The organism is Streptomyces tricolor, assembly GCF_002155905.1.
Taxonomy (GTDB): domain Bacteria; phylum Actinomycetota; class Actinomycetes; order Streptomycetales; family Streptomycetaceae; genus Streptomyces; species Streptomyces tricolor.
In genome coordinates this window covers 1-12,713 of record NZ_MUMF01000083.1, presented here as the reverse complement: position 1 = coordinate 12,713, position 12,713 = coordinate 1, and the positions used below count along the sequence as shown (strand labels likewise).

The following is a 12,713-nucleotide window of genomic DNA, read 5'->3' as shown; positions in this document are numbered from 1 at the left end:
TGATCGCGCAGTTCCCCGCGCCCCTTCCGGGAGCGCCCCTTCGGGGCGGCTCCCGGATCTCTGACAGACAACCGTCTGCTCAGATACTGACCCCGGTACCTGACACGGCCGGGGCAGACACCTAGGAGAAACACATGCCGAAGCCCACCAAGGGTGCCCGTCTGGGCGGCAGCGCCGCGCACGAGAAGCTCCTCCTCGCGAACCTGGCGAAGAGCCTCTTCGAGCACGGCCGTATCACCACCACCGAGGCGAAGGCCCGCCGCCTGCGCCCGTACGCCGAGCGTCTGATCACCAAGGCGAAGAAGGGTGACCTTCACAACCGCCGCCAGGTGCTTCAGGTGATCACGGACAAGAGCATCGTCCACACGCTCTTCACCGAGATCGGCCCGCGCTACGAGAACCGTCCCGGTGGCTACACCCGCATCACCAAGATCGGTAACCGCCGTGGCGACAACGCGCCCATGGCCGTCATCGAGCTGGTCGAGGCGCTGACGGTGCAGCAGAAGGCCGTGGGCGAGGCCGAGGCCGCCACCAAGCGTGCGGTCAAGGAGGCCGACGAGGCCAAGGCCGAGGAGACCAAGGTCGAGGAGACCGAGGCCGCCGAGGCTCCCGCCGAGGAGTCGAAGGACGCGTAAGCGTTCTGCCGGGGGCCCGCGACGGCGGCCGCGGCTTCGCCGTGGCGTGTCGCGCGGTTCCCCGCGCCCCTTAGGGCGTTGCGGACCCGTTCCTTTCGAGGAGCGGGTCCGCTCTTGTGTTCCTGAGAGGATCTGTACGTGAGTGACGAAGTAGCACCCGGGCATGTCCGGCTCCGGCTCGATCTTTCCTACGACGGCACCGGCTTCCACGGCTGGGCCAAGCAGGCCGGCGGCAGGCGGACCGTGCAGGGGGAGATCGAGGACGCCCTGCGGACGGTGACCCGGTCCCGGGAGACCTATGAACTGACGGTGGCCGGGCGGACCGACGCCGGGGTGCACGCGCGCGGGCAGGTGGCGCACGTGGACCTGCCCGAGGGCGTGTGGCGTGAGCACCACGAGAAGCTGCTCAAGCGGCTCGCCGGACGGCTGCCGAAGGATGTCCGGGTGTGGGCCCTGCGGGAGGCGCCCAGCGGCTTCAACGCGCGCTTCTCGGCGGTCTGGCGGCGGTACGCCTACCGGGTCACCGACAACCCGGGCGGAGTGGACCCCCTGCTGCGGGGCCACGTCCTCTGGCACGACTGGCCGCTCGACGTGGACGCGATGAACGAGGCCGCCCGGGCGCTGCTCGGGGAGCACGACTTCGCCGCCTACTGCAAGAAGCGGGAGGGGGCGACCACCATCCGCACGCTGCAGGAACTGAGCCTGGTCCGCGGCGACGACGGGATCATCACCGCCACCGTCCGGGCCGACGCGTTCTGCCACAACATGGTGCGGTCGCTGATCGGCGCGCTGCTGTTCGTGGGGGACGGGCACCGGCGGCCGGAGTGGCCCGGGAAGGTGCTGGCCGCGGGGGTGCGGGACTCCGCCGTCCATGTCGTACGGCCGCACGGGCTGACCCTGGAGGAGGTCGGCTACCCCGCCGACGAGCTGCTGGCGGCCCGGAACAAGGAGGCCCGCAACAAGCGCTCGCTGCCGTCGGCGGGGTGCTGCTGAGCTACTGGTTCGCCGCCGCGGAGGCCTGGGTCTGACCGCGGCGGTGGATCTGGTTCGCGGCGAACTGGGCCAGGTCGTTGCCGGCGCGGAAGACCTTGGTGTCCTTGGTGGTGACGTCCTTGCCGCTGGTGAAGCCGGAGATCGTGAAGTAGGCGTAGCGGCCGTAGGCGTTCCGGGTCGAACGGCAGAAAGCGCCGTCGCAGAACGGCTTGACGCCCTTGCCGAACAGCGAGCGCACGATGCTGCGGTCGTCGGTCTGGGCCTTGGCCTTCGTGGCCTGGGCCGCGGTGTCGAAGACGGCGACACCGACGGTGACCGCGATGCCGCCGTCGGTGTAGGTGGTGCGCATCAGGCGGGTGCAGCCGTTGGCGGTGAGGATCTTGGGCAGGGTGCCGCCGGCGGCGGTGGCGCAGCTGGTGGTGTCGGCCGTCGGGCCCTTCTTGTACACCGTGCCGTCCACGGGCAGCTGCTTGTCCGGGAACAGGGTGTCGGGGCTGAGCGGCGCGGTGTCCTTCTTGGCGCTGGAGATGAAGTCCTTGGGGTCCAGCGGCGGCGGGGCGCTGGTGGGCGCGAAGGACGGCGTCGCGGTGGCGGAGCCGGGCAGGGAGGCGCTCGCGGGCAGGTTGCTGGGACCGGCCTCGGGGTCGCCGCCGTTCGCGGAGACGACGGCCATGGCGACCGCGGTGCCTATCGCGATCGTGGCCAGCGCGCCGCCGGCTATGAACAGCAGCTTGCGGCGTTTGTTCCGGCTCTCCGACGCCTCGGCGAGCGCGGCCCAGTCCGGGGTCCCGTCGTCGGATCCGCTGTTCCACGGCTGCTGCGATTGCGGTTTCCAGGGATCCCATTGAGACTGGGGTCCCCCCTGCCCGTAACTCATGGGGCGCATCTTAGACGGGGGGCCGGTGGCGCGGGGGCCGTCCGGCGGCCCGCCCCGTTTTGACCCGCCGGGGGGCGGCCCGGTAACCTGCTTCTTCGTTGTGTATTGGCTTGCTCATTCTCACGGGACGGGCCCTTACACCGGTCCACCGGGCCGATGACCAGCGACCCCACGCACGCGGTTTGCGTCGCCGCCGTGGGTCAAGGCTGTCGTGATCGTTTCGGTGACCTTGTTTAGGACCATTCACTCGAAGCGAAGGCTACGAACCGTGCGTACGTACAGCCCCAAGCCCGGCGATGTGACGCGCCAGTGGCACGTCATCGACGCTCAGGACGTTGTCCTGGGCCGTCTCGCCACCACTGCCGCGACCCTCCTCCGGGGCAAGCACAAGCCGATCTACGCGCCGCACGTCGACGCTGGTGACTTCGTCATCATCATCAACGCCGACAAGGTGCACCTGTCCGGCAACAAGCGGACCCAGAAGATGGCGTACCGCCACTCCGGCTACCCGGGTGGTCTGCGCTCCGTCCGCTACGACGAGCTGCTCGACAAGAACCCCGAGAAGGCCATCGAGAAGGCCGTCAAGGGCATGCTCCCCAAGAACTCCCTGGGCCGTCAGATGCTCTCGAAGCTGAAGGTCTACAAGGGTGACCAGCACCCGCACGGCGCGCAGCAGCCGCAGCCGTACGAGATCACCCAGGTCGCGCAGTAAGTCCGGCCACCCCCTAAGACTGAAGAGAATCTGAGGAGAATCGTGGCCGAGACCACTGCCGAGCAGCCGCTCGAAGAGCTTGACATCGACAGCTACACCACCGAGTCCGAGGTTCCGGTGGAGGGTGAGTACACCTCCGAGTCCCTCGCCTCGCGCTTCGGTGAGCCCCAGCCGGCCGCCGGCCTGGGCCGCCGCAAGAACGCCATCGCCCGCGTCCGGATCGTTCCGGGCACCGGCAAGTGGAAGATCAACGGTCGCACCCTCGAGGACTACTTCCCGAACAAGGTGCACCAGCAGGAAGTCAACGAGCCGTTCAAGGTCCTGGAGCTCGAGGGCCGTTACGACGTCATCGCCCGCATCGCGGGTGGCGGTGTCTCCGGTCAGGCCGGTGCCCTCCGTCTCGGTGTGGCCCGTGCGCTGAACGAGGCCGACGTCGACAACAACCGCGGCCCGCTGAAGAAGGCCGGCTTCCTGCGCCGCGACGACCGCGCGGTCGAGCGGAAGAAGGCCGGTCTGAAGAAGGCCCGCAAGGCCCCGCAGTACAGCAAGCGCTAATCAAGAGCTGCCTGCTCGTACTCCGAACGCCCCGGCGGCACGCCACATGTGCCCCCGGGGCGTTCGTTTATCCCAGCCAAGGGCGTATAACGACACAAGACGCTCAAAGGCTTGTGTGATCGCATGTTTCCTCGGGAGGACAAGTGGGACGACTCTTCGGCACGGACGGCGTGCGCGGTGTCGCCAACGCGGATCTGACGGCCGAGATGGCGCTCGGCCTCTCCGTCGCCGCGGCGCACGTGCTGGCCGAGGCGGGCACCTTCGAGGGCCACAAGCCGAAAGCGGTGGTCGGGCGGGACCCGCGCGCGTCCGGGGAGTTCCTGGAGGCGGCCGTGGTCGCCGGCCTGGCCAGCGCGGGCGTGGACGTCCTGCGCGTCGGCGTGCTGCCGACGCCGGCGGTGGCGCACCTGACCGGCGCGCTGGGCGCCGACCTCGGGGTGATGCTCTCCGCGAGCCACAACGCCATGCCGGACAACGGCATCAAGTTCTTCGCCCGCGGCGGTCACAAGCTCGCCGACGAGCTGGAGGACAAGATCGAGGCGGTGTACGAGTCGCACCGGCACGGTGAGCCGTGGGAGCGGCCGACGGGCGCCGGTGTCGGGCGCGTGCGGTCGTACGACGAGGGCTTCGAGCAGTACGTCGCCCACCTGCTGTCGGTGCTGCCCAACCGGCTCGACGGGCTGAAGATCGTCCTGGACGAAGCGCACGGCGCGGCCTCGGGGGTCTCGCCGGAGGCGTTCGCCCGGGCGGGCGCGAAGATCGTCACGATCGGCGCCGAGCCGGACGGCCTCAACATCAACGACGGCTGCGGCTCGACCCACCTGGACAAGCTGAAGGCCGCGGTCGTCGAGCACGGCGCGGACCTCGGTATCGCGCACGACGGTGACGCCGACCGCTGCCTGGCCGTGGACCACACCGGCGAGGAGGTCGACGGCGACCAGATCCTCTCCGTGCTCGCGCTGGCCATGCGGGAGCGGTCCGCGCTGCGGGCGGACACGGTGGTCGCCACCGTGATGTCCAACCTCGGCTTCAAGCTGGCGATGGAGCGGGCGGGCATCCGGCTGGTGCAGACCGCGGTCGGTGACCGGTACGTCCTGGAGGAGATGAAGGAGCACGGGTACGCCCTCGGCGGCGAGCAGTCCGGGCACGTCATCATCCTCGACCACGCGACCACGGGTGACGGCACGCTGACCGGGCTGCTGCTGGCGGCGCGGGTCGCGGAGACCGGCCGTACGCTGCGGGAGCTGGCCTCGGTCATGGAGCGGCTGCCGCAGGTCCTCATCAACGTTCCGGACGTGGACAAGTCGCGGGTGAAGACCTCCGCGGATGTCGCTGCCGCGGTCGCCGAGGCGGAGAGGGAGCTGGGGTCGACCGGGCGGGTGCTGCTGCGGCCGTCCGGTACGGAGCCGTTGGTGCGGGTGATGGTCGAGGCCGCGGACATCGAGCAGGCTCGGGCGGTGGCCGGGCGGCTCGCCGACGCCGTCAAGTCCGCGCTGGGGTAAGTGCCACGGGGGTGGGAACTGTGCGCTGTCGGCCGCGGGTCCGTCGTGGCGTGTCGCGCGCACGCGGCGGAGCCGCATGTCGGTGCGGCCCCGCGCCCCTAGGCACGTTCTCGTTGCCGCTTCCAGAGATACTTCTGCGCCAGCAGCGTGAGCGTGCCCGCCAGGACGATTCCTCCGAGGTTCACCAGGAGCTGGACGGACGAGCCCAGGGTCTGGGACGTGTCGCCGTAGGCCAGGGCGACCGCGGCGTTGGCGGCGGCCGGGACCGTGGTCACCGAGATGGCGACGCCCACCAGGGCGCCCGACTTGGCGGAGGTCAGGGAGAGCGTTCCGGCGATGCCGGCCAGGACGGCCACGATGAGCGAGAAGGCGTCCGGGGCGTACACGAAGCCCGTGTTGGGGCGCTCCCCTTCCAGGTCGGACCGGTGGAACAGGTCGATGGTGTCCATGAAGACGCTGAAGCCGACCGTCACCGCCATCGCCACCGCGAACCCCACGAGCAGCGCGGTCAGGGAGCGCAGCGCCAGGCGCGGATGGCGCTGCACCAGGGCCGTGCAGATGCCGGCCAGGGGGCCGAACTCCGGGCCCACCGCCATCGCGCCCACGATCAGGACGGCGTTGTCCAGGACGACACCGCAGGCCGCGATCATCGTGGCCAGGGTGATGAAGGCGACGTAGGTGACCGACAGCGTCGACTCCTCGTGGGTGGCCTCGGTCAGGCCCTCCCACAGCACCGCGTCCGCGCCCTCGCCCGGCGCCTCCGCCTCGGCCTCGTCGGCGCGCCGGGACAGGGAGAGGTCGATGGTCTCCATGGCGATCGAGCCGGTGTCGTCCAGACCGAGCCGCCGTAGCCCGTCGATGAGTTCGTCGCCCGCCTCGCGGGCCACGTCGCACAGGACGAGGTCGCCGGCGGGGTTGCGGGCGGTGCCCGGCAGAACGACGAGGTGGGTGGTGCCGACCGTGTTCTCGATCAGGCGGACCACCTCGTCGGTCCGCTCCGGCGGGGAGATCAGACGCAGGTGCAGCATGGCGCCCATCTAAGCCCATCGCGCGGGCGCGGCTACAGCTTGCGCAGCCTCAGGCGCTGGACCTTGTGGTCCGGGCCCTTGCGCAGGATCAGGGTGGCCCGGCCGCGGGTGGGGGCGATGTTCTCGACCAGGTTGGGCTTGTTGATGGTCCGCCACAGGGTGCGGGCGTAGTCCAGGGCCTCCTCCTCGGAGACCTGGGTGTACTTGCGGAAGTACGAGGACGGGTTCTGGAAGGCCGTCTGGCGCAGCTTCTTGAAGCGGTTGAGGTACCAGCGCTCGATGTCCTCGGCGCTCGCGTCGACGTACACGCTGAAGTCGAAGTAGTCGGCGAGCCCGACCCGGGTGCGGCCGTCCTTGCCGGGCAGGGCGGGCTGGAGGACGTTGAGGCCCTCGACGATGAGGATGTCGGGGCGGCGGACGGTGAGCTTCTCGCCCGGGACGATGTCGTAGATGAGGTGGGAGTAGACGGGGGCGGTCACCTCGCCCTTGCCGGCCTTGATGTCGGCGACGAAACGGGTGAGGGCCCGGCGGTCGTAGGACTCGGGGAATCCTTTCCGCGACATCAGGCCGCGGGCTTCCAGCTCCCTGGTGGGCAGCAGGAAGCCGTCCGTGGTGACCAGTTCCACCCGCGGGTGCTCGGGCCAGCGGGAGAGCAGGGCCTGCAGCAGGCGGGCGACCGTGGACTTGCCGACGGCGACCGAGCCGGCGACGCCTATGACGAACGGGGTGCCGGACTGGGAGCCCTGTTCGCCGAGGAAGGTGTTCAGCGCTCCTCTCAGGCCGTCCGTGGCGCCGACGTAGAGGTTGAGGAGCCGGGAGAGCGGGAGGTAGATGTCCCGGACCTCGTCCAGGTCGATGACGTCGCCGAGGCCGCGGAGCTTCTCCACCTCCTCGGCGGTGAGCGGCAGCGGTGTCTTGTCGCGCAGCGCGCTCCACTCGGCGCGGGTGAGATCGACGTAGGGAGTCGCCTCCGGCCTGTGCCGGTGGGCGCTCCGGGGCATCGAGGAGACCGGTGAGATCACAGTCCATTGTTAACGGAGTCTGAACGGGACGGCGGGTGGGGTCCGTCACGCGAGCGCGGCCGGAGACACGGGCCGGGGAGGGCTTCGTACGGCGGTGGGAATTTCCGATTTCGGGCAGGCGGCGGCCGTTTCCGGGCGTCGCCTGCCCGTAGGCTGCCGCTCATGTGCGGAATCGTGGGATACGTAGGGTCACAGTCGGCGCTCGATGTCGTGATGGCCGGACTGAAGCGGCTGGAGTACCGGGGCTACGACTCGGCGGGTGTCGCCGTGCTGGCGGACGGCGGGCTGGCCGCGGCGAAGAAGGCCGGGAAGCTGGTCAACCTGGAGAAGGAGCTGGTCGACCGGCCGCTGCCGACGGGCTCGACCGGCATCGGCCACACCCGCTGGGCCACCCACGGCGGTCCCACGGACGCCAACGCGCACCCGCACCTGGACAACGCGGGCCGGGTCGCGGTGGTGCACAACGGCATCATCGAGAACTTCGCGGTGCTGCGCGCGGAACTGGCCGAGCGGGGCCATGAGCTGAACTCCGAGACGGACACGGAGGTCGTCGCCCACCTGCTGGCCGAGGAGTTCTCCTCCTGTGCCGACCTCGCGGAGGCGATGCGGCTGGTGTGCCGCCGGCTGGAGGGCGCGTTCACGCTGGTCGCCGTGCACGCCGACGAGCCGGACGTGGTGGTGGGCGCCCGCCGGAACTCGCCGCTGGTGGTGGGGGTCGGCGAGGGCGAGGCGTTCCTGGCCTCCGACGTCGCCGCGTTCATCGCGCACACCCGGTCGGCGATCGAACTGGGCCAGGACCAGGTGGTGGAGCTGCGCCGCGACGGCGTCACCGTGACGGGCTTCGACGGCCGCCCGGCCGAGGTCCGCTCCTACCACGTGGACTGGGACGCCTCCGCCGCCGAGAAGGGCGGCTACGACTACTTCATGCTCAAGGAGATCGCCGAGCAGCCCAAGGCGGTCGCCGACACCCTGCTCGGCCGGATCGACCCGTCCGGCTCGCTCACCCTGGACGAGGTGCGGATCAGCCCCTCGGAGCTGCGCGAGATCGACAAGGTCGTCATCGTCGCCTGCGGTACGGCCTTCCACGCCGGCCTGATCGCCAAGTACGCCATCGAGCACTGGACGCGGATCCCCTGCGAGGTGGAGCTGGCCAGCGAGTTCCGGTACCGGGACCCGATCCTGGACGGGCGGTCGCTGGTGATCGCCATCTCCCAGTCCGGCGAGACCATGGACACCCTGATGGCGCTCCGGCACGCCCGTGAGCAGGGGTCCAAGGTGCTGGCGATCTGCAACACCAACGGCTCGACGATCCCGCGCGAGTCGGACGCGGTGCTGTACACGCACGCGGGCCCCGAGGTCGCGGTCGCCTCCACCAAGGCGTTCCTGACCCAGCTGGTCGCCTGCTACCTGGTCGCCCTGTACCTGGGCCAGGTGCGCGGCACCAAGTGGGGCGACGAGATCCAGGCCGTGATCAAGGACCTGTCCCGGATCTCGGAGGAGGTCGAGCGGGTCCTGGAGACCATGGAGCCGGTACGGGCGCTCGCGCGGACCCTGGCGGCGAAGAACACGGTGCTGTTCCTCGGCCGGCACGTGGGCTACCCGGTGGCCCTGGAGGGCGCGCTGAAGCTGAAGGAACTGGCGTACATGCACGCCGAGGGCTTCGCGGCGGGCGAGCTGAAGCACGGTCCGATCGCGCTGATCGAGGAGGACGTGCCGGTGGTCGTCGTCGTCCCGTCCCCGCGCGGCCGGTCGGTCCTCCACGACAAGATCGTCTCCAACATCCAGGAGATCCGGGCCCGCGGGGCGCGCACCATCGTGATCGCGGAGGAGGGCGACGAGGCGGTGGTGCCGTACGCCGACCACCTGATCCGGATCCCGGCCACGCCGACGCTGCTCCAGCCGCTGGTGGCCACGGTCCCGCTCCAGGTCTTCGCGTGCGAGCTGGCGACGGCGCGGGGCAACGAGGTGGACCAGCCCCGGAACCTGGCCAAGTCGGTGACGGTGGAATAGGCGGAAAAGGGGCGAACGGCCGGGTGCCGTTCGCCCCTTGGGAAGGTGGTGGGCAGGTCAGGCGCTCACCAGTTGACGCAGGTCTTCGGCACCCAGCCGGTCTTCTTCTCGCCGCCGTAGTACCAGAGGTCGCTCTTCTTGCCGCAGGCCTTGTACGAGCCGCCCTTGTAGGCCTTGCCGTCGTTGCAGATCGTGCCCTTCCTGCCTTTGCCCCAGATGCCGACGGCGGTGGTCAGCGCGATGCCCAGGGACTTCGATGTCGCTGCTGTTTCCTCCCGTTACGTGCACGGGCGCTCCGGCGCGAGACGGGGCGCCGGTCGCCGGAAGACTACGGGGCGCGCGGAACCGGCCGGTCCCGGGGGCGCGCTCAGTGCACGGAGAAGCCGCCGTCCACGGGGATCGACTGGCCCGTGATGTAGGCGGAGGCGCGGCTCGCCAGGAACACCGCCGCGCCCGCGAAGTCCTCGGCGAGGCCGTTGCGGCCGATCATCGTGCGCGCGGCCAGCGCCGCCACCCGCTCGGGGTCGGCCGACAGCCGGGTGTTGAGCGGGGTCATCACGAAGCCCGGCACGAGGGTGTTGCAGGTGACGCCGTACGGCGACCAGGCCTCGGCCTGGGAGCGGGCCAGGGACTCCAGTGCCCCCTTGGAGACGCCGTAGGCACCGCTCTGCACGAAGGCGCGGTGGGCCTGCTGGGAGGTGATGTGGATGATCCGCCCGAAGCCCCGCTCGGCCATGCCGGGCCCGAACCGCTGCCCCAGCAGGAAGGGCGCCTCCAGGTTCACCGCCATCGTGGTGTCCCACACGTCCTCGCCCAACTCGCCCAGCGGCGGACGGAGGTTGATCCCGGCGGAGTTGACGAGGATGTCGGGCTCGCCGAAGACGGCGGCGGCCTCCTCGGCCGCCGCGCGCACCCCGTCCCGCGACGCCAGATCGCCGCTGACCCAGGCCGCCCGGCAGCCGTCGTCCGTCAACTCGGCGACGATGGCGGCCAGTTCCTCCGGCCGCCGGGCCACGACCACCACCCGCGCCCCGGCCCGCGCCAGCGCCCCGGCGATGGCCCGCCCGATGCCGGAACTGCCCCCGGTCACCACGGCGGTGCGGCCGTCCAGGGAGAAGAGGTCGGAGAGATAGGCAGAGGAGGAGGTCATGCCCGGAAGCGTAGACGCGCTCGGCCGGCCGGTCTGCTTGGATCGGGGCATGACGGACTCGCCGGCACCCGAAGCCCCGTACGGTTCCGCGGCGGACGTCCCCGCGCTGCTCGACCGGTTCGCGGCCGACCCGCCGGGCGTCTGGGCGGAACTGATGGACCGGCTCTGCCCGATGCTCGACACCGCCTTCCCGGAGAGCTTCGCCGCGCTGCCCCGGCTCGCCCGGATCGCCGCCGCCCGGCCGCCCGCGGAGCGGCGCTGGGTGCTCGCCGCGGCCGGCCCGATCGTGCGCTGCGCCCGGTGGTCGGCCGCGGGGGCCGCCGTGCGCGAGACCCACGCGGCGGCGATCGCCGAGCTGGCGCGGCTCACCGACGAGTGCCTCCGGCCGCCGCTCGGGATGGCGGAGTACGCCGGACTGCTGCAGGACGCGCTCGCCTTCGAGGGGGTCGCGGTCTGGGACGAGTGCCTGGAGCGCCTCGCGGAGGGCGAGTACGAAGTGGCGTGCCCGTACTGCGGGGTGAACCTGTTCCTGGTGATCGGCGACGACGGCTTCTTCTCCTGCGCCGACGACTACGCGCTCGGCGAGGCCGAACGGACACCGCTGCGGCCGGCCGACGCCGCCCTGCCGGCCGGGCCGGGCGCGCGGCTGTACACACGGGCGCTCGCCGACGGCCAGCCCGCCTTCGCGGAACGGCTGTTGTACCTGTTCGGGCAGGGGGCGTGCACCCACTGCGGGACAGAGTTCGCGGTCGCGGACCGGGTGGCCGACGTGGTGTCGCCGGATCCCGGTGCACCGGGGTCGTAGGGTGCTCGGCATGAGCATCATCGGGGTGGGCATCGACGTCGCCGAGATCGACCGGTTCCGGGCGTCCCTGGAGCGGACGCCGGGGCTCGCCGACCGGTTGTTCGTGACACGGGAGCTGCTGCTGCCCAGCGGCGAGCGGCGCGGCATCGCCTCGCTGGCGGCCCGGTTCGCGGCCAAGGAGGCGCTGGCGAAGGCGCTGGGCGCGCCGCCGGGGCTGCACTGGACCGATGCCGAGGTGTACGTGGAGGACACCGGGCAGCCGCGGCTGCGGGTGAAGGGAACCGTGGCCGCGCGCGCCGCGGAGCTGGGCGTACGGGCCTGGCACGTGTCGCTCAGTCATGACGCGGGCGTCGCCTCGGCCGTGGTGGTCGCCGAGGGCTGACCGGCCCGGGCCGGGTGTGGGCGGTGGGGGTTCCGGGGCAGACTCGGTGCCATGCGTACTGCGTACAGCGTGGAGACGGTAAGGGCGGCCGAGCGGGTGCTGATGGCTCGGCTGCCGGAGGGAGCGCTGATGCAGCGGGCCGCCGCCGGGCTGGCCGCCGCCTGCGCCGAGCTGCTCGGCCGGGTGTACGGCAGCCGGGTGGTGCTGCTCGTGGGCAGCGGGGACAACGGCGGGGACGCCCTGTACGCGGGGGCCCGGCTGGCCCGGCGCGGCGCGGGCGTGACGGCCGTCCTGCTGTCGCCCGAGCGGGCCCACGGGGCGGGGCTGGCCGCCCTGCGCCGGGCGGGCGGCACGGTGACCGCCCCCGACGGCGCCGAGGAACCGATCCTGCGGGCCGACCTGGTCGTGGACGGGATCGTCGGGATCGGCGGCAAGGGCGGGCTGCGGCCGGACGCCGAGCGGCTCGCCGGGGTGGTGGCGCGGTCCCGGGCCGCCGTGGTGGCCGTCGACCTGCCCAGCGGCGTCGACGCGGACACCGGCGAGGTGCGGGCGCCCGCGCTCCGGGCCGACCTGACCGTCACCTTCGGCGCCTACAAGCCGGGGCTGCTGATCGATCCCGCGCGGGAGTACGCCGGGGTGGTGCGGCTCGTCGACATCGGGCTGGCGCCGCCGCCCGCCGACGCCGAGCTGGAGGCGCTGCAACACGCGGACGTGGCCCGGCTGTTGCCGCTGCCGTCGGCGGAGAGCGACAAGTACCGGCGCGGGGTCGTCGGGATCGCCGCCGGGTCGGCGCGGTATCCGGGGGCGGCCGTGCTGGCCGTGTCCGGCGCGCTGCGGGGCGGGGCCGGGGCCGTCCGGTACGTCGGGCCGGCCGGAGAGGCGGTCCTCGCCCGCTTCCCGGAGACCCTCGTCTCCGACGCCGGACCCGCCAAGGCCGGGCGGGTGCAGGCCTGGGTGGTCGGTCCCGGGGCCGGCGACGACGCGGCGACCGTGGCCGAGGTGCTGGCGGCGGACGTGCCGGTGCTGCTGGACGCGGACGGGC

The 12,713-nt window shown here is 71.8% G+C and carries 13 protein-coding genes; 9 read left to right on the top strand and 4 right to left on the bottom strand.

Annotation, left to right across the window (positions count from 1 at the left end; genetic code table 11):
* Window positions 1–134 precede the first annotated feature (134 nt).
* Window positions 135–635, top strand: a complete 501-nt coding sequence (gene rplQ, locus CCN44_RS06985) for a 50S ribosomal protein L17 (protein WP_086697145.1) — start codon at window positions 135–137, stop codon at window positions 633–635.
* Between the two features lie 138 nt (window positions 636–773).
* Window positions 774–1,628, top strand: a complete 855-nt coding sequence (truA, locus tag CCN44_RS06980; protein WP_086697144.1) for a tRNA pseudouridine(38-40) synthase TruA — start codon at window positions 774–776, stop codon at window positions 1,626–1,628.
* Window position 1,629: 1 nt separating this feature from the next.
* Here truA and CCN44_RS06975 read toward each other — a convergent pair whose 3' ends face one another.
* Entirely contained in the window at window positions 1,630–2,505 is an 876-nt protein-coding gene (locus tag CCN44_RS06975; RefSeq protein ID WP_059252083.1) for a hypothetical protein, read from the bottom strand.
* 268 nt (window positions 2,506–2,773) lie between these two features.
* On the opposite strand from CCN44_RS06975, the gene rplM reads away from it, so the two are divergent.
* The 3 genes from rplM (at window position 2,774) to glmM (ending at window position 5,274) form a co-directional block, all read left to right on the top strand.
* A complete protein-coding gene (rplM, locus tag CCN44_RS06970; RefSeq protein WP_003998796.1) occupies window positions 2,774–3,217 on the top strand; it encodes a 50S ribosomal protein L13 in 444 nt (147 codons plus the stop codon).
* Window positions 3,218–3,259: 42 nt separating this feature from the next.
* The gene (gene rpsI / locus CCN44_RS06965; RefSeq protein WP_003998795.1) at window positions 3,260–3,772 is read left to right on the top strand and encodes a 30S ribosomal protein S9; all 513 of its coding nucleotides are present in this window, start codon (window positions 3,260–3,262) and stop codon (window positions 3,770–3,772) included.
* Between the two features lie 143 nt (window positions 3,773–3,915).
* The gene (gene glmM, locus CCN44_RS06960) at window positions 3,916–5,274 is read left to right on the top strand and encodes a phosphoglucosamine mutase (RefSeq protein ID WP_059252085.1); all 1,359 of its coding nucleotides are present in this window, start codon (window positions 3,916–3,918) and stop codon (window positions 5,272–5,274) included.
* Between the two features lie 98 nt (window positions 5,275–5,372).
* On the opposite strand, the gene CCN44_RS06955 is transcribed toward glmM, so the two are convergent.
* On the bottom strand, window positions 5,373–6,302 hold the full coding sequence (locus CCN44_RS06955; RefSeq protein ID WP_086697153.1) for a DUF389 domain-containing protein: 930 nt from the start codon (window positions 6,300–6,302) through the stop codon (window positions 5,373–5,375).
* A 32-nt stretch (window positions 6,303–6,334) separates the two neighbouring features.
* Window positions 6,335–7,303: a type I pantothenate kinase gene (gene coaA, locus CCN44_RS06950; RefSeq protein WP_059252087.1), complete on the bottom strand. Its 969-nt coding sequence runs from the start codon at window positions 7,301–7,303 to the stop codon at window positions 6,335–6,337.
* Window positions 7,304–7,486: 183 nt separating this feature from the next.
* On the opposite strand from coaA, the gene glmS reads away from it, so the two are divergent.
* On the top strand, window positions 7,487–9,334 hold the full coding sequence (gene glmS / locus CCN44_RS06945; RefSeq protein ID WP_059252089.1) for a glutamine--fructose-6-phosphate transaminase (isomerizing): 1,848 nt from the start codon (window positions 7,487–7,489) through the stop codon (window positions 9,332–9,334).
* A 367-nt stretch (window positions 9,335–9,701) separates the two neighbouring features.
* On the opposite strand, the gene CCN44_RS06940 is transcribed toward glmS, so the two are convergent.
* On the bottom strand, window positions 9,702–10,484 hold the full coding sequence (locus tag CCN44_RS06940) for an SDR family NAD(P)-dependent oxidoreductase (protein WP_086697142.1): 783 nt from the start codon (window positions 10,482–10,484) through the stop codon (window positions 9,702–9,704).
* Between CCN44_RS06940 and CCN44_RS06935 the strand changes: the two genes are divergently transcribed.
* The 3 genes from CCN44_RS06935 to CCN44_RS06925 form a co-directional block, all read left to right on the top strand.
* Window positions 10,483–11,289: a hypothetical protein gene (locus tag CCN44_RS06935; RefSeq protein ID WP_143649638.1), complete on the top strand. Its 807-nt coding sequence runs from the start codon at window positions 10,483–10,485 to the stop codon at window positions 11,287–11,289. The two genes, CCN44_RS06940 and CCN44_RS06935, sit on opposite strands and share 2 nt — an antisense overlap.
* A 10-nt stretch (window positions 11,290–11,299) precedes the next feature.
* Window positions 11,300–11,671, top strand: a complete 372-nt coding sequence (locus CCN44_RS06930) for a holo-ACP synthase (protein WP_059255183.1) — start codon at window positions 11,300–11,302, stop codon at window positions 11,669–11,671.
* A 51-nt stretch (window positions 11,672–11,722) separates the two neighbouring features.
* A partial coding sequence (locus CCN44_RS06925) for an NAD(P)H-hydrate epimerase (protein WP_208639722.1) occupies window positions 11,723–12,713 on the top strand: 991 nt, incomplete at its 3' end.

What these genes read in the sequence shown, in the direction of transcription:
- coaA (WP_059252087.1), bottom strand. Translation starts at nt 7,303, where the DNA reads ATGCCCCGGAGCGCCCACCGGCACAGGCCGGAGGCGACTCCCTACGTC.
- CCN44_RS06955 (WP_086697153.1), bottom strand. Translation starts at nt 6,302, where the DNA reads ATGCTGCACCTGCGTCTGATCTCCCCGCCGGAGCGGACCGACGAGGTG.
- glmS (WP_059252089.1), top strand. Translation starts at nt 7,487, where the DNA reads ATGTGCGGAATCGTGGGATACGTAGGGTCACAGTCGGCGCTCGATGTC.
- CCN44_RS06940 (WP_086697142.1), bottom strand. Translation starts at nt 10,484, where the DNA reads ATGACCTCCTCCTCTGCCTATCTCTCCGACCTCTTCTCCCTGGACGGC.
- CCN44_RS06975 (WP_059252083.1), bottom strand. Translation starts at nt 2,505, where the DNA reads ATGAGTTACGGGCAGGGGGGACCCCAGTCTCAATGGGATCCCTGGAAA.
- CCN44_RS06930 (WP_059255183.1), top strand. Translation starts at nt 11,300, where the DNA reads ATGAGCATCATCGGGGTGGGCATCGACGTCGCCGAGATCGACCGGTTC.
- CCN44_RS06935 (WP_143649638.1), top strand. Translation starts at nt 10,483, where the DNA reads ATGCCCGGAAGCGTAGACGCGCTCGGCCGGCCGGTCTGCTTGGATCGG.
- rplQ (WP_086697145.1), top strand. Translation starts at nt 135, where the DNA reads ATGCCGAAGCCCACCAAGGGTGCCCGTCTGGGCGGCAGCGCCGCGCAC.